This window comes from Sorangium sp. So ce887 (assembly GCF_051521455.1).
In the GTDB taxonomy this organism is placed as follows: domain Bacteria; phylum Myxococcota_A; class Polyangia; order Polyangiales; family Polyangiaceae; genus Sorangium.
The window spans coordinates 10,437,652-10,457,949 of sequence record NZ_CP150354.1; the positions used below are offsets into that span (position 1 = coordinate 10,437,652).

Here is a 20,298-nt window from a genome sequence, read left to right on the forward strand (position 1 = left end):
GCGGCTGTGCACATCTGCTCTGTTGCACACACCGCCCCCGGCGGTGTCGGATGCCCAGGAGCGTTCTGGAGATGGCGGCGAATTCACGTAGATCTCGGGGAGATGACGGCGGGATCCCTCGCGAAGGCCGGTCGCTCCGGACCAGGAGACCATGAACGACATCGACGTCCGGCTCGTCTGCGAGCCGCTCGGAGAGTGCGTTGTGCTGGAGTTGAGTGGACGGGAGGCGATGGCAACCCTCTCGTCCTGGGAAGCGCGCGTCGCCGTCGCCGACGAGGTGGATCTCGCCGCGCTGCTCCGCGCCCCGGCCACGCTCGCGATCGTCGATCCGGCCGAAGGCTCGGAGCGGCTCGTCCGCCTCCTCGTCATCGAGGCGGGCTACGATCTCCGTCGCGGACGCGAGCGGGTCTGCTCGCTCCGCCTCTCGGATCCCCCCTGGCTCCTCACGCTGCGCGGCGGCTACCGGGTCTTCCTCGAGAAGACCACCGAGCAGATCGTGACCGAGGTGCTGACGGGCGCGGGCATCCCCGCGACGGCGATCGAGCCCCGGCTCGCGGACGCGTATCCGGCGCGGCTCCAGTGCGTCCAGTACGCCGAGGCGGAGTGGGCGTTCATCGAGCGATTGCTCGCCGACGAGGGGATCTCGTACTGGTTCGAGACCACGCCCGAGGGCGAGCACCGCATCGTCTTCGGCGACGGCACGGGCTCGCACGACGGGCTCGAAGGCGGGGCGGCGCTCCCCTGCGCAGGGACCCCGGGGGTGAAGCTCGGGGCGCGCGCCCTCTCGTCGCTCGAGTGGGAAGAGCGAGCCGTGACCGATCGGGTGACCGTGCGGGACTTCGACCTGCGGCACCCGGACGTCTACATCGACGGTCACGCCGGCGAGGGCGAGCTCGCGTGGCTCGAGTACCCGGCCGGCGTCCCCACGTCCGAGGCCGCGAGGGCGCGGGCCGAGCGGCGGCTGGAGCAGCTCCAGCGGGACAAGGTCATCGTCACCGGGGAGAGCGACTGCGCGCGCCTCAAGCCGGGGCGCCTCGTGGAGATCGCGGGCGCGGACTTCTTCGAGCAACGGATGCTCGTCACCGAGCTCTCCCACCGCTATGCGCGGCCGAGCCGGGATGGTGGCCGGGCCGTGCCCTACGGCAACCGGGTCGCGCTCCGGCCCACGAAGGCCGCTGACGGCGCCGATCACCCGCCCTTCCGGCCCGCGTTCCGCCCAGGGCCCGCGGTGGAGCACATCGAGAGCGCGGTGGTCACCGGCCCAGCCGGCGAGGAGATCCACGTCGATGATCTCGGCCGGATCAAGCTGCGCTTCCTCTGGGATCGCTCCGGGATCGGGGACGACCGCTCGTCGCACTGGACCCGCTGCCTCCAGTACCCGCTCGGCGCCTCGATGTCCCTTCCCCGCGTCGGCTGGGAGGTCCACGTCGCCTACCTCGACGGCTCGCCCGATCGTCCCTTCGTCCTCGGTCGCGTCTACAACGCGACCGCCGTCACGCCGCTCCCGCTCCCCGCGGCGTCGGCGACGACGTCGTTCCAGTCCTGGACCACGCCGAAGAGCGGCAAGACCCAGGGGATCACGATGGTCGACGACGCAGGCGCGGAGGCGCTCTCGCTCCACGCCTCGAGGGACCTCTCGGTCAAGGTCGGTGGCCCGGAGACGACCCGGATCGACGGCGACGAGGAGCACCTCGTCGGCCTCTCGCTCACGAGCAACGTGCTCGGCAGCCACACCGCGCGCATCGGGGCGACGCAGCGCATCGACGTGGGGCAGGAGATGCTCCTCTCCGTCGAGGGGTCGAGCTCCGAGCTCATCGGCGGCGCGGAGCTGATCAACATCACCGGCAACCGTGCCGTGCTGGCCGGCGGGTCGTGCGTCGAGGTGGTCGGCGGCGGCTACGCGCTGCTCTGCAATCAATCCAACGTCAGCGTCAGCGGCGCCTGCACCCGGGTGGTGCTCGGGGCGAAGTCGATCGCGAGCGGCCTCGGCGTCTCGGAGTCGGTCGCGGCGGCGCGCACCTACGTCTGTCGCGGCTCCAGGACGATCACCTGCGGCGGCTACGCCGAGTCGATCCACGGCGGCAAGCGGAGCGAGGCGGGCGCCGTGAACGAGCGGGCCGCGGGGGACGTCGGCGTCAAGGCGTCGAGCGGCGCGATCGCGGCCGGGAACGTCTCGATCCGCGCGGGCGGGAAGGTCTCGATCTGCGCGCCGGTGGTGACGATCGAGGCCAGCGGCAGCGTCGTGGCGGGCACGATGACGCTGGGCGGCGGCAAGCTCAAGACGACCGGCGGCATCACCCATGTGGACGGCGGCACGACCCGGCGCCCCAGCGGAAAGGCGGGCAGTTGAGCGAGCAAAGCATCCTCCTGGAGATCCCCGGCGTGAACGCCGAGCTCCGCGTCCACTCGTGCGAGGTGGAAGAGCGCGTCGGCGCCCCGACGGTGGCCCACGCGCGTTGCGCGGTCTTCGTCGACGGGGAGCCCGCCGAGCTCGCCGCGCTCGATCCGATCGGCCGCGCCGCGACGCTCGCGCTGCGCTTCCACGGCGTCGAGCGGCGCTTCGCGCTCGCGGTGGAGGCCGTCGAGGAGCGCGACGCCCACGCGCGCGTGACCCTCGCGTCGCCGGTGGCCCGGCTCGACGACACACGCGACTACCGGGTCTTCGTCGACGAGAGCGCCACCGAGATCGCGGCGAGCGTCCTCGGGGAGCACGGCGTCCGCCTCGACCTTCGCGCGCGCCGCACGGCGGCGAAGCGGCCCCACTGCGCGCAGGTCTTCGAGAGCGATCTCGCCTTCTGCACCCGCCTCCTCGCCGAGGAGGGGATGAGCTGGTTCCCCGCCGAGGACGATCCCGCGCTCCTCCACGTCGCCGACGCGCCCGGGACCTTCCTCGACACCGGGGTGGCGATCCCGTGGCGCGCCGAGGGGGGCTTCGAGCTCGGACGAGCGCTGCACGCGGCGCGGATCCGGAGGCGGGTGACGGTCGAGAAGGTCGCGCTCAAGACGTACGATTTCGCGCGGCCGATGCTCGATCTGAGCGGCGCATCGGGCGACGGCGCGCTCGAGTGGTACGAGTACCCTGGCGGCTTCGGCGATCCGGACGCGGGCCGCGATCTCGCCGCGATTCGCCTCGCGGAGCGTCAGGCCGGGGCGACCGTGCTCGAGGGGGAGGCCACCGAGCCGGAGCTCCGCGCCGGCGCGATGTTCGAGGTGGAGACCCCGCCGGAGGAGCTCGGCGACGCGCGCTGGCTCGTGCTCGCCATCGTGCACGAAGCGAGAGCGACGGGCGGTCCGGAGGAGCTCACCTACCGCGCCACCTTCGAGGCGGTCCCGGCGCGCCAGGGCTTCCGCCCGGCGCGCCTGTCTCCCGGTCCTCGCGGCGGCGCCGGCACCGCGGTGGTCACCGGCCCGCCGGGCAAGGAGATCGCCCTCGACGAGCACGGTCGCAGCCGCGTCCTCCTCCGCTGGGATCGTCGCCACAGCCCCGAGGACCGGAGCTCCGGCTTCGCCCGCGTGACCCAGCCCCAGCTCTCGGGCGCGATGCTCAACCCGCGGGTCGGCTGGGAGGAGCTCGTCGGCTTCGGCGATCGGGGCGGGGAGGTCCCGGTGATCCTCGGCCGGCTGTACAACGCCGTCCAGGCGCCGCCCGCCGCGCTGCCCGCGAAGAAGGTGGAGACCCGCTTCGGCACGCTGGCCACGCCCGGGGGTTCGGGCGGCAGCGGTGTCCAGATCAGCGACGCGGCCGGGGACGAGCGGCTCGGGCTCGACACGTCGGGCGACTACGAGGAGCGGACAGGGAACGACAAGCGGACCGAGATCGTCGGGCAAGCCGCGCGCGCGGTCGGCGGCGCCCGCGTGGTCGACGTCAAGGAGCGGAGGGTCGAGAAGGTCGCCGGCGAGCAGTCGATCGAGGTGGGCGGCGTCCGCAGGGTGACCGTCGACGCGAACTACGGGCTGAAGGCGGCCTCCGAGACGATCACCGTGGGCGCCGCCCGCGTCATCCGCGCCGGCGGCGACTACATCACCGCGACGCCGAGCTTCGTCCGGATGGTGGGCGGCGCCAAGCAGGAGGTCGGCATCGAGCACCAGAGCGTCTTCGCCAAAGGCGCTTCGACGCTGCTCGTCGGCGGCTCGATGAGCACCACCGCCGGCCCGTCGGAGTCGGTGGGCGTGGCCGGCGCCGCGATCATCAAGGTCTCCGGGGCGCAGACCCTCGACACCGGGTCCTACAGCCTCACCGTGCGCGGGCTCTACGCCGAGAGCTTCGGCTCGCGCAGCGTCACCGCGGGGGGCAACGTGGCGGAGAGCTTCGGCAAGGTCACGTACACGTCGCGGGGCGCCGCCGACATCACCGGCTCCGAGGTCGCGATCGAGGCGGCCACGAAGCTCACGATCAAGGCGCAGGGGGTGACGATCACCATGACCCCCGGATCCATCACCATCTCGGGCAAGCTCGAGGGCCCGACGTCGAGCGTGGAGGAAGGGGTTCATCATTATGGCTAGGTCGCGCACGGTCCAGCAGTCGGTCGCTCGCCCCGCGCGGGGCAAGGCGGAGCCCCTCGGCCCTGGGCTCCACCCGGGCGTCGTGGAGATGGCCACGGCGCGCGAAGGCGACGCGCGCCCCGCGTTCCAGGTGCGGACGAGCGACGGCCGCCGGCTCCTCGCGACGCTCGCCGCCGGCGTCTCGCCCGCGTTCATCGAGGAGTGCACGCGCGAGGGCCGCACCGTGGTGCTCGCGGACGCGCACGGCGGCGTCGCCATCCTGGGCGCGCTCCAGACCGCCTCGGCGCCGGCGCCGGACGCGCACGGGACGCTCGCGCTCGATGCCCGCCACATCCGGCTCCGCGCCAGGGAGACGCTGGAGCTCGAGGTGCCCGGATCCAGCCTCCGGATCGAGCCCGGCGGCGCGGTGCGGATCGAGGGCGACCGGCTCGTGCTCGACATGGCGGCGCTCGTGCGGATCTTCTCGGCGCGGGTGGAGCTGCCGTGAGCGGCGTCGCGCTGACGATCGAGGGCGCGCCGGGTCTCCTGCCCACCCGCCTCCGCGGGGTGGAGCGGCTCGGTGAGGCCTCGACCTTCGAGATCGACCTCCAGGGCCCGAGGGACGCGCTCGTCTCTCCCGGAACCGTGCTCCGCAAGGCGGGGCGCCTCGTCCTCGACGCTCCGGCGGGGAGCCGGACCGTCCTCGGCGTCGTCACCCACTTCGTCGTGGTGGCGAGCGACCACGAGCACCTCCGGGCCTACCGGCTGACGCTCGCATCACGCTTCGCCCTGCTCGCGCTCACCCGGAGGGCGCGCACGTTCCAGGAGCTCACGGCGCCCGAGATCGTCGAGCAGATCGTGCGCGAGGGCGGCTACAAGGCCGTGCGCAAGGACCTCCGCGCGTCGTACGCGAAGCGCCGCTACGTGGTGCAGTACCAGGAGAGCGACGCGGCCTTCATCCGGCGCGTCTGCGAGGAGCACGGGCTGTACTTCCGCTTCGAGGCGGACGGCGACGACGAGGTCTTCGTCCTCGAGGACGACTCCGCCGGCGCCGAGGCCCCCTACCCGGACGGCATCTCGCTCGTCGCCCGCAGCCCCCTGGACGAGCCGCGGCCCGTCGCGGTGGACACGGCGCGGCGCCTCCGGCGCGCGGCCGGCAAGGTCATCCTCCGCGACCATGGCCCCGATCAGCCGCGGCTCTCGCTCGAGGGCAAGGCCTCCGGCGGGCTCGATGCGGAGCAGGACGTCGAGGTCTACGAGGCGCCCGGCGGCTTCGCTTCTCCGGCCGAGGGCGAGGCGCGGGCGAAGATCCGGCTCGAGTCGCTGCGCGCCGAGGCCGCACGTCTCTCGTTCGACACCAACGCGCTTGCGCTCTCGCCCGGCGCTCGCTGCCGCCTTGTCGAGGCGCCGGACCACCACGGCCTCGTCCAGGCCGCGGGCGAGCACGTGGTGACCCGCGTCGAGCTCCGCTGGGACGCCGTCGAGGCGGTCTTCCGCGCCGGGGTCGGGGCGATCCCTGCGCGCGTGCCGTTCCGCCTGCCGAAGATCACGCCGAGGCCGCGCATCGCCGGGGTGCAGTCGGCCTGGGTCACCGGGGAGCGCGGACAGGAGATCCACCCCGACGCGCTCGGCCGCGTCCACCTCCGCTTCCACTGGGATCTGCACGGCGAGGCCGATCAGCGGAGCAGCCTCCCGGTGCGGGTGATCCAGCCGCATCTCCCGGGTCCGATGCTCGTGCCGCGCGTGGGCTGGGAGGTCTTCGTGATGTTCGAGGACGGCGATCCCGATCGCCCCGTCGTGCTCGGCCGCTCGTACAACGAGGAGCAGCGGCCGCCGCTTTCGCTGCCCGCGAACAGGACGGTGACGTCGATCGCGACCGACAGCTCGCCCGGCGCGGGGGCGCGGACGGCGATCCAGATGGACGACGCCGCCGGCCGCGAGCACGTCCTCGTCAACGCGCCCTTCGCCATGGAGACGAGGGTCCAGGGTGACCACAAGGCGCAGGCGCTGAAGAACGAGGACCTCCAGGTCGGCGCCGCGCTGAAGGCCGAGGTCGGCGGCGACGAGTCGATCTCGGTGCGCCTCGGGTACATCGGCGGCTACGGCGCCCGCAGCGTCAAGGTGGGCGCGGCGCAGCACCAGAGCTCGGGCGGCAACTTCGTGAGCGAGGTCGGCACCGAGACGGACCTGGTGGCCGGGATGCTTGTGGAGCAGGTCGGCGACCCCGTGAAGGGCGCCGCGAGCCTCGCGGCATCCGCCCTGCTCTCGAAGGTGAGCGCGCGGGGGGTCGCCGGGCAGATCGCGGCGTCCACGATCGGCGCGTCCCGCGCGGCCCACGAGGCCTACAAGGCGAAGGGCGCGGAGGGCGCGCTCGCCGCGGTCAAGGACAGCGCGCTGGGCAGCGCGATGTCGCTCCTGCCCGGGGGCGAGTCGATCCTGGCGGCGGTGCAGGGCTCGTCCAGGCCGATGCCCTGGGATCACGGCCGCCCCGCGCAGGGCGAGGCGGCGCCGGGCGGAGGGGCCGCGGGCGCGGGCGGCGCAGGCGGCGGCCCCGCGGGCCCCGGCCCCGGGCACCGCAGCGTCGTCGCGGGCACGTCGTACACCGAGGCGGTCAGCGCCCTCTATGCGGTGACCACGCCGGGCCCCGTCTCGTGGGTCACCGCCGGCCCGGCGACGACCCTCATCAACGGGAGCCACACGAGCAGCGCCGCGAGCGCTGGCGTGCAGGTGGGCGGCGGCCTCGGCGAGTGGCTCGGCTCGCTGAACATCAGCAGCCGGGCGGCCATCGCTCGGAGCGTCGCGGGGGTCATGACCTCGGACGTGAAGGGCGCGCTGCGCATCGGCGCCGGCGGTTCCTTCACGCTCACCGCGAAGAGCGCGCTCACGCTCGAGGTGAACGGGAGCCTGCGGCTCGGCGGCAGCCCCATCACCTTCACGTGCGGCGCCTCCGAGATCTCGGCGACGCCGGCGGGCGTCACGATCAAGTCCCCCTCCATCACCATCACCGGGAGCTCGAAGCAGTCGGGCTCCCTCACGCACCGATGAGCCTCTCCGTCCTCGGCCTCGGCCTGATCTCGCCCGCCGGCGCCTCGGCGCGAGATCACGTCTTCTTCCCGCGCGCCGGGGCGCCGCCGCCCCCGCCATCGCCCTTCATCGGCCCCGACGGGCGCCGGATCGCCGCGCGCTACTGCCCGTGGATGAGACCCTCCCAGGCCGACGCGGGCCGCCTCCTCGCGCTCGCCCGGGGCGCCGCTGCGGAGGCCCTCGCCGCGCTTCCCGAGGACGCCGCGGCGGCGGTCCCGCGCTTCCTCGTGACCCCGGCGCCCCGCCCGGGCCTGCCCGAGGAGGCGCTCTCCGAGATGGCCCGTGCCTTCTCGCCGTCGGCGCGGCGCTTCACCGGTGCGGCCGGCGCCTTCGCCGCGCTCGCGCAGGTCGCGGAGCTCCTCGCGAGCCGCGCGATCGACGCCGCGCTCCTCGTCGGCGTCGACGCCTTCGCCGGCCTCGGCGCGCTCGCCGAGCGGCAGCGGCGGCCCCCGAGCCCGTGGCTGCTCACGCCCCCGCCGCCCTCCGAGGGCGCGGGCGCGCTCCTCGTGGCGTCCGCCGAGCAGGCCTCGCGCTGGGGTGCCGCGCGCCTCGGCGAGATCGTCGCTAGCCGGCACGCGCCGGGACGCGCGACCGACGAGGACGACGATCCTGTCGACGCGGCGGCGATGACCGCGCTGCTCCGGAGCTTGCCGGCCGCGGGGCCGATCCAGGCTGTCTTCGGGCAGGGTCGCGTCGACGCGCTCCGGTGCCGCGAGTGGCAGTTCACCACGGCGCGGTGCTCCGAGCGGTTCTCGGCCAGCTACTTCGATCGCTGCCTCGAGGTGGAGGTCGGCGAGCTCGGCGCCGCCGCCGGCGTGATGAGCCTCGCCTGCGCCTTCGCGGCGTTCCGCCACGGCACGACGCCGCCCGATGCGGGCAGGTCCTTCGTGGCCTGGGCCATCTCCCGCGACGGCACCCGCGGGATCGCCCTCGGCGCCGCGCCTCGCGCGGGAGCGAGCCAGGTCGCGGCCGGATCAGCGGCGTCCCTTCCGGTGCTCACGCCGCTGTCGGGCGCGGTGATCGCGCGGCGTGTGGACCGAGAGCCCTTCGTGCCTCCGCCGGTCGAGACGGAAGCGACGGAGGACGAGGCGTGGATCGATGACGACCTCGAAGGAGCGGGCGCGGCGAATGACATTGCGCCGGCGCTCCCGGCGCTGCCGCGCGAGGGCGTCCTCGCGCCGCCGGTGCGGCTCGATGCGGAGCGGGTGATCGAGCTCACGCTGCCCGGATTCTACGCCTCGGTCGTGGACCACTGCGCGGAGCTCGCCGCCGCGCTCGCCCGCGATCGCCTCGAAGGCCGGCGCGCCTGGCTCCCGGAGACGGAGGCGCGGTTGCTGCGCCGGATCGACGCGATCGTCGCCGCGGGCCCCCGCGCGCTGATCGAGGTGGCCGCCTTCTGGGAGCGCTGGATCGACGATCCGTGGAAGTCCTTCGCGAGCGCGCTCGCGCTGGCCGCCTTCGCGGGCGACGACGCCCTCGCGGCGCTCCACCGCGCGGCGCACCTCCTCCCGCCCGACGCCGGGGACCACGTGTTCGCCGTCGCCGAGGCCCTCGCGCTCGTCGATCGCCCCGGCCTTGCCGGCCTCGCGCGCGCGCTCTCCGCGTCGGCGCACCCGATCGCCCGCGCCATCGGCGTGACCCTGCGCTCGCTGCGCGGCGAGCTGCCCGTCGACGCGCTCCCCGCCGTGCTCGCCGAGGATCACGACGCGGTGGTGCGCGCCGGGATCTGGGCCTGCGAGCGCCTACCCGGAGCGCAGCGCGCCCGTTTTTCGGAGCGCCTCCGGGAGCTCTCTCGCGCGGCCTCCCCGGCGGTGGCGTGCTCGGCGGCGCGGGTGCTCGTGATCGGCGGCGAGACGGATCTTCTCCGCGACGAGGCCCTGTGCGCGCGCCTCGGTCCGCTCGTCGCGGAGCTCTTCGCGCTCGCCGGAGAGCCGGCCGACTGGGCCCGGCTCGAGGCGCTGCTCGGCCGCCATCGCCCGACGCGCGCGGCGCTCGCCGCGGTGGCGCGCTTCGGCTGCGCTGCGAGCGCCGCCTGGATCCTCCAGCGCCTCGACGACGAGGCGCTCGCCGACGACGCCGCGGAGGCGCTGCGCACCCTCTTCGGGTCGCTCGTTCCGGAGGCGCAGGAGCTGGAGGCTGGCGCCTGGCGGGATGCGATCGCGGCGCAACGCCTCGATCCGAAGGCGCGCTATCGCCGGGGACGTGCGTTCTCGACCGCGGTGGTGGTGGAGGAGTGCGCCTCGGGCGAGCTCTCGCGCCTCGCCGTCGAGGCGCGCCTCGACGAGCTGCGCGCACGCCTGCGCCTGCCGGAGCCGGTCGACCTGAGCGGCTTCTCGGCGCGCGCCGAGGCGAACCTCGTGGCCTTCCTGAACCTGGCGCGGAGTCGAAGCTGAGCACCGGGGCCGCCCCGGAGACGAGAGATCATCGTGGCGACGATCAACTACAAATACATCGCGACGACCCGGAGCAATCACTTCTGTCCTGGCCCCCTCCCGGCCATCAGCACGGCGCCCCCGCCGGCCCCGGCCGGGCCGGTGCCAAGCCCGTTCATGTACGTCGCGCTCTCGTCGACAGCGACGGACGTCGACGAGCGATGCCTAATTGGGGGCGCGCCGGCGCTCGTGAATGGCAGCTCGATGGATGTCCAGGCACCGGGCAACATCCCTTGCCAGTCGACGGGCGGCGACGCCGTGACGCACGTCGCCAACAAGGTCTGCAATGTCTACACGTCGTCAGCGACGGTAATGTCCGGCGATCGTGGGCTCGCCTGTACCGGCCACCATGTGCGGCTCAATACAGCTGCGGCGACAGCAAACGTCGCCCAGATCAGCGGGGTGCTCCTGGCAGCGGACATCATCCGGGCCACCACGCACCTCGGCGCCACCGTGAACGTCATGGTGGTGCTGGATCCGATCTCCGTCGCTTCCGGCGCCATGGTGGACGAGAACATGGATCTCGCGATCCCGGGCCTCATCCCCATCGGGTGGAAGCGCCTCTACAGCTCTGCGCGCCTCCGCGAACACTCGCCGCTCGGGCGCGGCGGCTGGACGCACGCGTACCACCAGTGGATCGAGATGGATGGCGATGAGCTGCGCCTCCGCGACGATGACGGCGCGACCGTCACCGTGCGCGCTACCAAGCCGCGCGAAGCTGCCTTCCACCGCGGCAAGCGCCTCGTGATCACCCGCGACACCCGCGGCGGCGCCACCGTCTTCTCGCTCGACACGCGCCTCACCCGCACCTTTCGCTCCGCCGGAGGCGGACGGGCGTTCCTCCACGAGATCGCCAATGAATCCGGGCACATGGTCGTCCTCGAGTACGAGTCGGAGCGGCTCGCGCAGATCGTCGACACCGCGCGCCGGACGATCGCCCTCACCCACGACGGAGACGGCCACATCGTGCGTCTCGAGGTCTTCCCTCCGGGCGGCGCGGGGCGCGCTCCAGTTCACGCCATCTCGTTCGCGTACAGCGACGGCGGCGAGCTCGTACGAGTAACTGATCCGCTCGGCAACACCGAGTCGTACGGATATGACGAGCAGCGCCGCCTCAACCTGAAGACGCTGCCGACCGGCCTGTCGTTCCACTACCTCTACGACCCCGAATCCGGCCGTTGCGTCCGCTCCTGGGGAGACGGCGATCTCCACGCCGGCGACCTCACCTACGATCTCAAGCAAGGCATCACGCACCTCACCGGCAACCCCGAGCCTCGCGTCTTCACATGGCGGCCCGAGGATGGCTCGGTGGTGCGCGAGGCCTCAACCGACGGTCTCTCCGTGCGCGATTTCGAGTTCGATGCCGACGGCCTTGTTCTCAAGGCGAAGAACGCGGCGGGAGACACCCTGACGTTCACCCGCGACGCGCGAGGCAACCTCACACGCATTGATGACCCGCTCGGCCCGCTCGTCGAGCTTGACTATATGGATGATCTGCTGGTGCGACGCCGCGTGGGCGGCGTTTGCACCGATTTCGGCTATGACCACCGGGGGCGGCTCACTTCGGTGAAATACGCGTCCGGGGCCTTCCTCACGATCATGTACGACGAGCAGGGGCGCCTCGCCGCGGTGCACGGACCCGACGGGCTTCGCGGCGGCTTCGTCTACGACGAGCAGCACAATGCCGTCGAGGAGCACACTCCCCGCGGAGGGGTCCGCCGCTGGTCCCACGACGCGCTCGGCCGGCCGGTCGTCTATGTCGATCCGCTCGGCCGGGTGACGCGCCGTGAGCTCGACGCGCTCGGCCGGCCGGTCGCGCTGCACCTGCCCGACGGGACCTCGCTGCGCTTCGAGCACGATGCGCTCGGCCGCCTCACCCGCCGCACGGATGCGCTCGGGCGCGTCGAATCGTTCCGCTACGCCGGCCTGAAATCTCCCATTGAAGTGACCCAGCCCGACGGCTCGATCTGGTCCTTGTCGTACGATCTCAACGAGCGCCTCCAGCAGGTCAAGAACCCGAAGGGCGAGTCCTTCGATTTCCGCTACGATCGCGCCGGCAACCTCCGCGAACACCGTTCGTATGACGGCCGCATCTCCCGCGCTCGGCACGGAAAGAACGGCCGCCTGACGCGTGTGGAGAACCCCGACGGCACCTTCCGTGCGCTCCGCTATGACGGGGCGGGCAGGATCGTCGCGGAGGAGACGCCGCACGGCGCGATCAAGGTCGAGACGCCCGAAGACCGCGTCGTCGAGTACATCGTCGACGATCCGAGCGGGGAAGTCCGTCTACGCATCGAGCATGACGCGCTCGGGCGTGTTGTAGGAGAAACCCAGAACGGCCGGACCATCCGCTACGAGTACGACCCTCAGAACCGGTGCGTGGCGCGCCACCTCCCGACAGGGCACGTGACCCGGTATGCCTACGATGAGGAGGGCAACGTCTCGTCGGTCGATCACGACGGCTACCGCGTGGAGATCCAGCGCGATCTCGCCGGCTCGGTGGTCCGCAAGGTCTTCGCGAGCGCGGGCGTGGAGGCGCGGCGCGAGGTGGACACGATGGCGCGCCCCACCCGCGACTGGGTCGGCGCCACCGGGCGCACGCTCGTGGATCGCCTCTACGCCTACGATCCCTCCGGCGCGCTCGTCGAGCGCAACGACCTGCGCTGGGGCCTCACACGCTACCGCCATGATCGGCTCGGGATGCTGCTCGAGGCGAGCTCTCGGAAGGGGCGCGAGACCTTCGTGTACGACGCGGGAGGCTCGCTGAAGCCCGCGGGCTCGACCTGGGAGATGGGGCCGGGCGGGCTCTTGCTCCGCACCGAGCAGGCCGTATATGCCTACGACGCCGCGAACCGACGCACCCGCGAGACGCGGTCGGACGGCGAGACGGAGTACCTCTGGGACTGCCGCGGCCAGCTCCGGGAGGTCCGGCGCCCGGACGGCACGCGCGTTCTCTTCGCCTACGATGCGTTCAGCCGCAGGATCAGAAAAGAAATCGTCCCGCCCTTCTCGCCGGATGCGGTCGAGTCGGCGGCGGCGGAGCCCCGCGTGGTCGAGTACCTGTGGGACGGCCTCTGCCTCGCCGCGGAGCTCGACTCCGAGCGCGGCGTGCGCGTCTTCGTGCACGAGCCGGGGACGATGTGCCCGCTTCTTCAGCAAGAGGGCACCGCCGTCTACGCGGTCATCACCGATCACCTCGGAACCCCGACCGAGCTCATTGGCCCGAAGGGTGAGGTCGCGTGGTCAGCTCACCACTCGGCCTTCGGCATCATCGTCGAGGCCGCGCAGCCCGAGGCCAGCCCGCCCGTGGCGTCCCCCTTCCGGCTGCTCGGCCAGTACCACGACGAGGAGACCGAGCTCTGCTACGTCCGCTACCGCTACTTCGACCCGAAGGCCGCGCGCTTCTTGAGCCCGGATCCGCTCGAGCTGCTCGGCAGCCGCAACCTGTTCGCCTTCGACGGCAGTCCTATCACCCATGTCGATCCACTGGGCCTCTCCTGCGTCATCGTCGGCAACCCGGCGAAGGATGCGTTCATTGCCGTGTGCATGACCCAGGTCAGGCCAGACCCGAGCAAGTACGTGATCGTGGTGCACGGGACAGCCCACCACGTGGCGGTACGAGACGCGGAGGGGATGGCGACCCACCATACACCGAGCCAGCTCTTGGACATGCTCCGCACGGTCGGGAATTACAACGGCGCGGGGACGATCGTCCTCAACTCGTGCAACGTGGGTCGTATGCCGAACGGCGTGGCCCAGCAGCTCTCCACCGCCTATCCGAACCGCTACGTTTACGGCCCGAGCGATGTGGTCTGGAACCTCGGGTTCTACATCGGCCCCCCAGTCGGGGTTGCCAACAGCGCGACCTACGTGCCCAAGCTCGGCGAGCCGAAGGAAAAGCCAGACTACTCGCGCCCCGGACAGTGGAACTCATTCTACAATGGTATGCCCCGGCAGGGCAATCGACACGACCAGTATACGACGCTCCCCGACCAGCTCAAGCCAGGCTCGATAACGCAGCCGATCAACGTCAAGCCGGCCTCAAACACGCAGCCGCTCGATATCACTCCGCTGGACGATGGGCTGCCCTTCCGGCGTCCTCCATCGAGCTAACAGGCGTTCAATGGAGGCTCCTTTACCGGTCGCGAGCACCCCTGCACGACCAGGACCCAATCAAGAGGACGCTCGGAGGGAATGGCTGCCTCACTTCCATCCTGGCGGGTCGTATCGCCGGCGATCTGGCTCGATGTACAAGATGCGATCGAACGCCATCTAGGCACGCGCGTGGTAAAGAACGGCACGGTGCACGCCATCGCCGCCGAAGTCGACCTCGAGCCACAGCTCATCTTCCTCGCTGGTCACGAGCTGATGCGGAGGGAAGCTGTCAAGAGTCACGTGGAACGGGATGAAAACACTCTCCCAGTCTCCTCCTGGCGTCAGCCGGTAGATTCGCAACCGCGGCGAGCGGTGCTGCGTGCACAGGAAGATCTGTCCCGAGGGCGTGGCCCGGATGTCTTGTACTCTGTAGTTCCCTCGAAATGGCGGTAGCATCTGCCACCTCTCCTGGACAAGGTGCGCGACGAAATCCTCCCCAGATTTCATCGTGCCCGAGGCGAAGAGCTCGTTTGACCGATGATCGAGGAATATATCGGCACTTTGCTCATCCACTCCGAGTGGCCACTCGAACCTCTCCGGCTTGCACTCTCCTCGCGGGAATATCCACCACCCAGGCCCGTACAGTGGGGACCTCACGACGCGGATGATGACATCGCCGGCTCTCGTCACGTAAGGATTATACGCGGAAATGCCCTGGGCGAGCACGGGAGGGATGGGTCTGTCCGAGCCATCCGCCCATCTGAGCTTGCCGTCGGCTCCCGCGGCGAGCACTCCGTCAGCCCACTCGCCAATCCACGTAATCTCTGGATGCTCCACCCAGCGATCATACGCGCCGTCCCAGCGGATCACCGCGTGCTTGTTGAATGTAGTCCAGCTTGTAGATCCGGGTTCTGGTCCGGGTATCGCGCTCGCCACCATCCCTATATAGGCAAGACCCCAGACCTGGTCAGGCCACCGGCCCACCACGCGGGAAATCTCCAGCGGGACGGTCGACGACGAAGACACCTGCTGGGCGTCCGGTACCGTCACCAGCTCCATCTCCCGCTGATCGTGGAGTCGCCCGCCCTGGGCCCGCGCGATGTAAGGCCCCGTGGAGACAATGACCGCTCCCTGAAGCCGGTGCAACCGGATGCGCTGCTGCGATGATGCGATGGCCGTGAACATACCGTGCTCTACTCCTTCCCCTCACCGCTTTGCGCGGCTTCGCCCGCCCGCCGCGACCGGCTCCCACATCCACTCCATCCGCAGCGTCGGCTCCGCCGCGAATCGCGCCTGCCACGCTGCGTCCTGCTCACGCTCCCGCGCGGGGGTAAGCCAGGTCAGCTGCGTGCGTGGTAAAGGATGATATCATGCTTGTGACCGATGCAGAAGTCGATGGCGAGCCAGAGCTCTCCCTCCTCGCCGGCGACGAATGTGTAATCGGACGGAAAGCACCGATTCGGATAGAAGAGTATGGGAATTGGCTCCCACGCGTCTCCCCGCACCAGCCGAAAAATGGAGAGCGAAGACGAGGGGCAGAATGAGATCATGAACAGCTCGCCCGATGGCGTGCCCCTCAGATCGAGCTGCTCCCTTTGGTTTTTTTTCGGAAATGGCGGCAGCGGCTGCCATGTCCCCTCGACACGGTAAGCACGGAATGGTTCTCCGGATTTCAGTGTACCTTCTGCGAGCAGGTCATAGGGCGCGTGACCGATCCTCAGCCAGACGCTTGTCTCATCCACCTCGGGTGGCCATGCAAACCTCTCCCCCTCGCATTCTCCTCGCGGGAATATCCACCATCCACGCTCCAGAGTCGGGGATCGTTCCACCTTCGCGATGACGTCGCCGGACTTCGTCACGTCGTGGAAGGGCATGTGCATCGAGTTCAGGAGTCCCTGGACGAGCACGGGAGGGAGAGGCCTGTCCGAGCCATCCACCCAACTGTTCGTGCCGTCGGCGCCCCTGGCGAGCACCCCGTCCGCCCACCCACGGACCGACAAGATGCCGGGCTGCTCGACCCATTGACCGCGCTCCGCATCCCAGCGTGCTGCCCCTTGCCTCGGATGAGGCCAGGTCCCTGAGAACGCCCATCCCACCTCGGCAACAGTCCAGGCGCAGTCGGGCCACCGGCCCTCCAGGGTGTCGATATCTCCTGGGACAAAAGGTGGCGGAAACACCCCCTGGGCGTCCGGAGCGCCCACCGCCTCCGTCTTCCGCTGATCCTGGAGCTGCCCTCCGTGGGCCCGCGCGATGCAAGGCCCCGTGGAGGCGATGACCGCTCCCTGGAGCCGATGCAGCCGGATGCGCTGCTGCGATGTTGCGATGGCCGTGAACATACCGTGCTCCACTCCTTCTCCCGCGCTCCCGCGCTCCCGCGCTCCCGCGCTCCCTCGCCCCCTCGCTCCCTCGCCCCCTCGCTCCCTCACCGCTTCCCGCGGACCCGCTCGCCCGCCGCGACCAGCTCCCGCATCCACTCCATCCGCAGCGTCGGCTCCGCCGCGAACCTCGCCTGCCACGCCGCGTCCTCGACGCGTTTCGCCTCGCGGGTGAGCCCGTACCGCGCGATGATCTCCGTCGCGGTCGCGGGGCTCGCCGCGATCTCCGCGAGCATCGCAGCGTAGTCCTCCAGCGAGAGCCGCGGCACGGAAGCAGCCGCTGAGCGCGCAGCGCCACCCGGCGACGGGGCGAACGGGAGCGACGGCCTCACGCCCTCGAACATCACAGGCGCCGTCCCGGTGACCGGCGGCTTCGAGGCCCCAGCGCCCCCCGGCGGCGCCGCCGCGGCCGGCGGCCGGGAGCGCGGCGCAACCTCCTCGCCCGCGCGCGAGGAGAAAGGCAGCGCCGGCTCGCTCGGCGTCGAGGACATCGGCGCCGTCTCGGTGATCTCCCTCTGCGGGATCACCGGCGCAGACTGCACCGGCAGCGGCTCGAACCGCACGACGGGCGCGGACAACACCACCACCGGCGCGCTCCCCGGCTTGACGAAAGGCAGGATCAGCTTCGGAAGATCCGCCAGATCCGCCGTCTCCCCCGGCACGCCCACCGCCGCCGCCGGTCCCTCCTTCGCGGGCACCGCCGCGCCGCCGCGAGGCCGCCGCGCCGGCGCCTCCAGCACCGGCGGCTCCGGCCGGACCTCCGGCACCGGACCGGGCGCCGCGGCGAGGATCGCCGTCGCCTCGCCGCGCACGGCGTCGCCGGCCATGATTCGCGCCTGCCAGAAGCCGAGCAGGCGGAAGACGTCGCCCTCGCCAAGCCCGCGCGCTCCGAGGAACCCGAGCGGATCCCCCGACGCGGTGAAGGCGCGGAAGAAGTTGAGCCAGGCGCCAAGCTCCTCATCGAGCGGAGGCACCTTGCGCTTCACGTGCGCCTGCGCCGCCAGGCGGTGCTCGTCGCAGGTCGCCATCAGCGCCCCGTCCCCCATCGCGCTCTCGGCGAGACGCGCGGACCACGCCTCCTCCACCGCCGGCCACACCCCGGCCGGGATGGCGGCGTGGGCCAGGCTCTCGTCCAGCGAAACGCCCTCGGCGGTGTACGCCAGCACGGCCGCATAGGCCGAGAGCGGCACGCCCGCGACCTCGGGATCCGACGGCTCCGCCCGCTCGCCGCCCGCCTCACGCATCGCCGCGCACCACCACCTCGCGCAGCACCCGCAGGCCCCGGCCGATCGGGAAGACGGCGCGCGCCACGAGGTCCACCCGCCGCGCCTCGGGCTGGATGAGCACCGTGTCGATCGACGGCCGCGCGACCACGCGCTCCCCGGTGTCGTAGCGCGCGCTCACCGCCACCGGGAGCGCCGGGAGCGCGAACACGAGCGGATCGAGCGACATACCGTGGATGCCCACCGGATCGCCCGGCGCGAGGTGCTCCTCGAACTGGAGCGACGGGTGGGCGACATTGCCGAAGCGAAGGTCCTGGTCGGCGGGCGGGATCGGCATCCGGGTCGCCTTCCACCGCTCGTCGAACGTGCCGGCGTACTCGAGGCGCGGGGACCAGTGCATCATGATCGCGCCGAAGCCCACCGGCGCGTGGCGATCCAGGGCCGAGGTGTGAGGCCGCTCGGGGTGCTCGATCTGCGGGGCGGGCCGATCCACGAGATCTGCCGCGCTCTTCGCCGCGCCGACGCCCGCCGGGTTCCGGAGGTCGACCACCGAGAGGTCCTCCGACATGCCGCCATAGGCCCGCTCATAGACGATCGGCATCCGCTCGAAGGGCGCCGCCGGCCCGATCGCGACGCCAAAGGCGCCCTTGAAGAAGACGCGTACTCCGTGGACGCGCAGCGGCGTCAGCCGGTCCCGGACCTTCACCGCGACGTCGAGCACCCTCACCTTCTCCGGGGCGATCGCGTCGCCGATCACCACCACGTCCGTGCCGAGCTTCGCCACCCCGAGATCCGACGGGACGCGGAGGCTGCTCCGGGGGCTCTCGGGATCCCAGGGCTCGTCGATGATGCGGACCGGCGCCGGATCGTCGGCGGGCCTCGAGCTCCCGCTCCGACCGAGCACGAAGGTGCCCTTGATGATGGCGACAAGGACGTCGTTCCCGTCGCGGTCGATGAGCGGCACGGGCTGGACGGTGAAGGGGGATTGGTTGGCGAGGCTCACGGAGAGGGCCCGATGGATGCTCGTGTATACAGCATGTGCAGGTCGCGACGCCCTCCCTCGAGAACGCGACACGAGAGCTCGCGACGCGCGGGGTGATGGTCAGATTGGACCATGAAGGGTCGTCGAGAAGCGACGCTGACGCGCGGTCGAGCAGGATCTCGCCGGCAGCCTTCGCGCACGAGCTGGATCTCGCCGGCAGCCCGCAGCATCGCGACGCTTGCGTCATGGCGAGCGATCGCGTCAGGGGCGCAGCGGCCGGAGGTCAGCGCTCCGTCATGTAGAAGGTGCTGAGGCACATCTCGTCGTTCGTGCCCTCTCCCCACACGACATCGCCGGGGACCCGCGGCTTTCCGTCGATGATCGGCTGGTTCTCGGGCGTGTTGTCCCAGTGGCACTCGAGCGACAGCCTGTCGCCCGGATTGAGCACCTTGGGCTGGACGAGCTTGTAGCTCCCTTGCCAGTGGAAATCCCAGCGCGGGATGTCGAGCACGCACTCCGAGCTCCCGTCGGCGCGCTCGATCTCGAGGCGCGCGCGCGTGCCGAGCGTGTGCATGTGGAGGCCCGCGATGTGGAGCTCGATCGGCGCGTCGCCCGCGAGCGCCCGGGTGGGCTGCGCGCCCCAGCGGTGGACGACGTCGCCCTCGAAGGCGGGGATCGTCATGGCGTCGCCGACGAGCCAGGCCGGGTTCGTCCACGGCTGCGTGGAGCCCTCCCGCTCGACCGAGCTCTCGAGCATCACATCGATCGCGGAGCGATCCGGCAGCTTGCCCGCCGCCAGCGTGTTGTAGTGGACCTGCACGACCAGCCGCGAGCCCGGCTCGACCCGGGTGCCCGTCCCCGGCGGGAAGGTCATGCTCCCGCCGCCGGGCACCCAGCCGCCGAGCCAGCGCGGCCGGATCCCCGGGCCCCCGAAGCAGGGATAGCCCGGGCCCGGGTCGGCCGCGTCGAGGGCCTCGACGTCGGCGACCAGCTCCGGCCCCGCGATGTAGGCGATCACGTGGTGGACGATGCGCTCCTCGCCGGGCCTGACCCCGAAGCCGGTGACGTAGCGCGCGCTCTCCTCCGGCCAGTCGATCACGAAGCAGCGGTAATCGTCGGGCCCTGCCTGCGGGGTGTACTCGACCGGCATCTCGAGCGTCAGGTCCACCCGCGCGAGCTCGTTGCTCGCCGGCGGATCGAGCGGCGGGCCCTCCTCCGCCGGGTCGCCCAGGGCCGCGCCGCCGTCGACCCAGGCGGCGAGGGTCTGGATCTGCTGCTCGGACAGGGAGCGATCGCCCACGTACTCGGCGCAGGCGCTGTCGGCCGGCCAGGGGGGCATCGTGCGCTCGACGACGGCCTGCTTGATGAGCGGCGCCCACGGCACCGCCGCCTCGGGCCCCTCGAGCGAGAACGGCGCGATGCCGCCGCCGCTGTGGCACCCCGCGCACCTCGCGTCGAAGATGGGTTTGACGTCCCGGTAGTACGAGACCGCGGCCTGGACGCCGCCGCCCGCCGCGGCCCCGGCCTCGTCGTCGCCGCCGCACCCGGCGAGGACGACGGCCAGCGCCGCGCCCCGCCACACCGATACGCCCGTGCACCTCACCATGGGAACACCTGCCCTCGCC

General features: G+C 71.7%; 11 protein-coding genes. 6 read left to right on the plus strand and 5 right to left on the minus strand.

Annotated elements, in window-relative coordinates; genetic code table 11:
* The first annotated feature begins 151 nt into the window (after window positions 1-151).
* From WMF36_RS39065 to WMF36_RS39090, 6 genes are read left to right on the plus strand one after another with little or no spacing between them, the layout of a single operon-like run.
* Window positions 152-2,350 carry a type VI secretion system Vgr family protein gene (locus WMF36_RS39065; protein WP_437575913.1) on the plus strand — a complete coding sequence of 733 codons (2,199 nt, stop codon included), beginning with the start codon at window positions 152-154 and terminating at the stop codon, window positions 2,348-2,350.
* Window positions 2,347-4,503 (plus strand): type VI secretion system Vgr family protein, encoded by a 2,157-nt coding sequence (locus tag WMF36_RS39070; RefSeq protein WP_437575914.1) that lies wholly within the window; start codon window positions 2,347-2,349, stop codon window positions 4,501-4,503. Before WMF36_RS39065 ends, WMF36_RS39070 begins: the two co-directional genes overlap by 4 nt.
* On the plus strand, window positions 4,496-4,990 hold the full coding sequence (locus tag WMF36_RS39075; RefSeq protein WP_437575915.1) for a hypothetical protein: 495 nt from the start codon (window positions 4,496-4,498) through the stop codon (window positions 4,988-4,990). The genes WMF36_RS39070 and WMF36_RS39075 overlap by 8 nt, the downstream gene beginning before the upstream one ends.
* The gene (locus WMF36_RS39080; protein WP_437575916.1) at window positions 4,987-7,527 is read left to right on the plus strand and encodes a type VI secretion system Vgr family protein; all 2,541 of its coding nucleotides are present in this window, start codon (window positions 4,987-4,989) and stop codon (window positions 7,525-7,527) included. The genes WMF36_RS39075 and WMF36_RS39080 overlap by 4 nt, the downstream gene beginning before the upstream one ends.
* Window positions 7,524-9,959 carry a hypothetical protein gene (locus tag WMF36_RS39085; RefSeq protein WP_437575917.1) on the plus strand — a complete coding sequence of 812 codons (2,436 nt, stop codon included), beginning with the start codon at window positions 7,524-7,526 and terminating at the stop codon, window positions 9,957-9,959. Before WMF36_RS39080 ends, WMF36_RS39085 begins: the two co-directional genes overlap by 4 nt.
* A gap of 33 nt (window positions 9,960-9,992) precedes the next feature.
* Window positions 9,993-14,111 carry an RHS repeat-associated core domain-containing protein gene (locus tag WMF36_RS39090; RefSeq protein WP_437575918.1) on the plus strand — a complete coding sequence of 1,373 codons (4,119 nt, stop codon included), beginning with the start codon at window positions 9,993-9,995 and terminating at the stop codon, window positions 14,109-14,111.
* Between the two features lie 159 nt (window positions 14,112-14,270).
* Here the strand turns inward: WMF36_RS39090 and WMF36_RS39095 are convergent, their stop codons facing one another.
* From WMF36_RS39095 to WMF36_RS39115, 5 genes are all read right to left on the minus strand, one after another.
* Window positions 14,271-15,278 carry a hypothetical protein gene (locus WMF36_RS39095; RefSeq protein WP_437575919.1) on the minus strand — a complete coding sequence of 336 codons (1,008 nt, stop codon included), beginning with the start codon at window positions 15,276-15,278 and terminating at the stop codon, window positions 14,271-14,273.
* Between the two features lie 155 nt (window positions 15,279-15,433).
* Window positions 15,434-15,973: a hypothetical protein gene (locus WMF36_RS39100; protein ID WP_437575920.1), complete on the minus strand. Its 540-nt coding sequence runs from the start codon at window positions 15,971-15,973 to the stop codon at window positions 15,434-15,436.
* A gap of 542 nt (window positions 15,974-16,515) precedes the next feature.
* Window positions 16,516-17,712 carry a hypothetical protein gene (locus WMF36_RS39105; protein WP_437575921.1) on the minus strand — a complete coding sequence of 399 codons (1,197 nt, stop codon included), beginning with the start codon at window positions 17,710-17,712 and terminating at the stop codon, window positions 16,516-16,518.
* Complete coding sequence (locus WMF36_RS39110) at window positions 17,705-18,694, minus strand: DUF2169 family type VI secretion system accessory protein (protein ID WP_437575922.1); 990 nt, start codon at window positions 18,692-18,694, stop codon at window positions 17,705-17,707. Before WMF36_RS39110 ends, WMF36_RS39105 begins: the two co-directional genes overlap by 8 nt.
* Window positions 18,695-18,956: 262 nt before the next feature.
* Window positions 18,957-20,279 (minus strand): monooxygenase, encoded by a 1,323-nt coding sequence (locus WMF36_RS39115; protein WP_437575923.1) that lies wholly within the window; start codon window positions 20,277-20,279, stop codon window positions 18,957-18,959.
* Window positions 20,280-20,298 lie beyond the last annotated feature (19 nt).

Excerpts from the sequence above, each read along its gene's own strand:
- WMF36_RS39095 (WP_437575919.1), bottom strand. The coding sequence starts at position 15,278 with ATGTTCACGGCCATCGCATCATCGCAGCAGCGCATCCGGTTGCACCGG.
- WMF36_RS39100 (WP_437575920.1), bottom strand. The coding sequence starts at position 15,973 with ATGCACATGCCCTTCCACGACGTGACGAAGTCCGGCGACGTCATCGCG.
- WMF36_RS39075 (WP_437575915.1), top strand. The coding sequence starts at position 4,496 with ATGGCTAGGTCGCGCACGGTCCAGCAGTCGGTCGCTCGCCCCGCGCGG.
- WMF36_RS39085 (WP_437575917.1), top strand. The coding sequence starts at position 7,524 with ATGAGCCTCTCCGTCCTCGGCCTCGGCCTGATCTCGCCCGCCGGCGCC.
- WMF36_RS39105 (WP_437575921.1), bottom strand. The coding sequence starts at position 17,712 with ATGCGTGAGGCGGGCGGCGAGCGGGCGGAGCCGTCGGATCCCGAGGTC.
- WMF36_RS39115 (WP_437575923.1), bottom strand. The coding sequence starts at position 20,279 with ATGGTGAGGTGCACGGGCGTATCGGTGTGGCGGGGCGCGGCGCTGGCC.
- WMF36_RS39065 (WP_437575913.1), top strand. The coding sequence starts at position 152 with ATGAACGACATCGACGTCCGGCTCGTCTGCGAGCCGCTCGGAGAGTGC.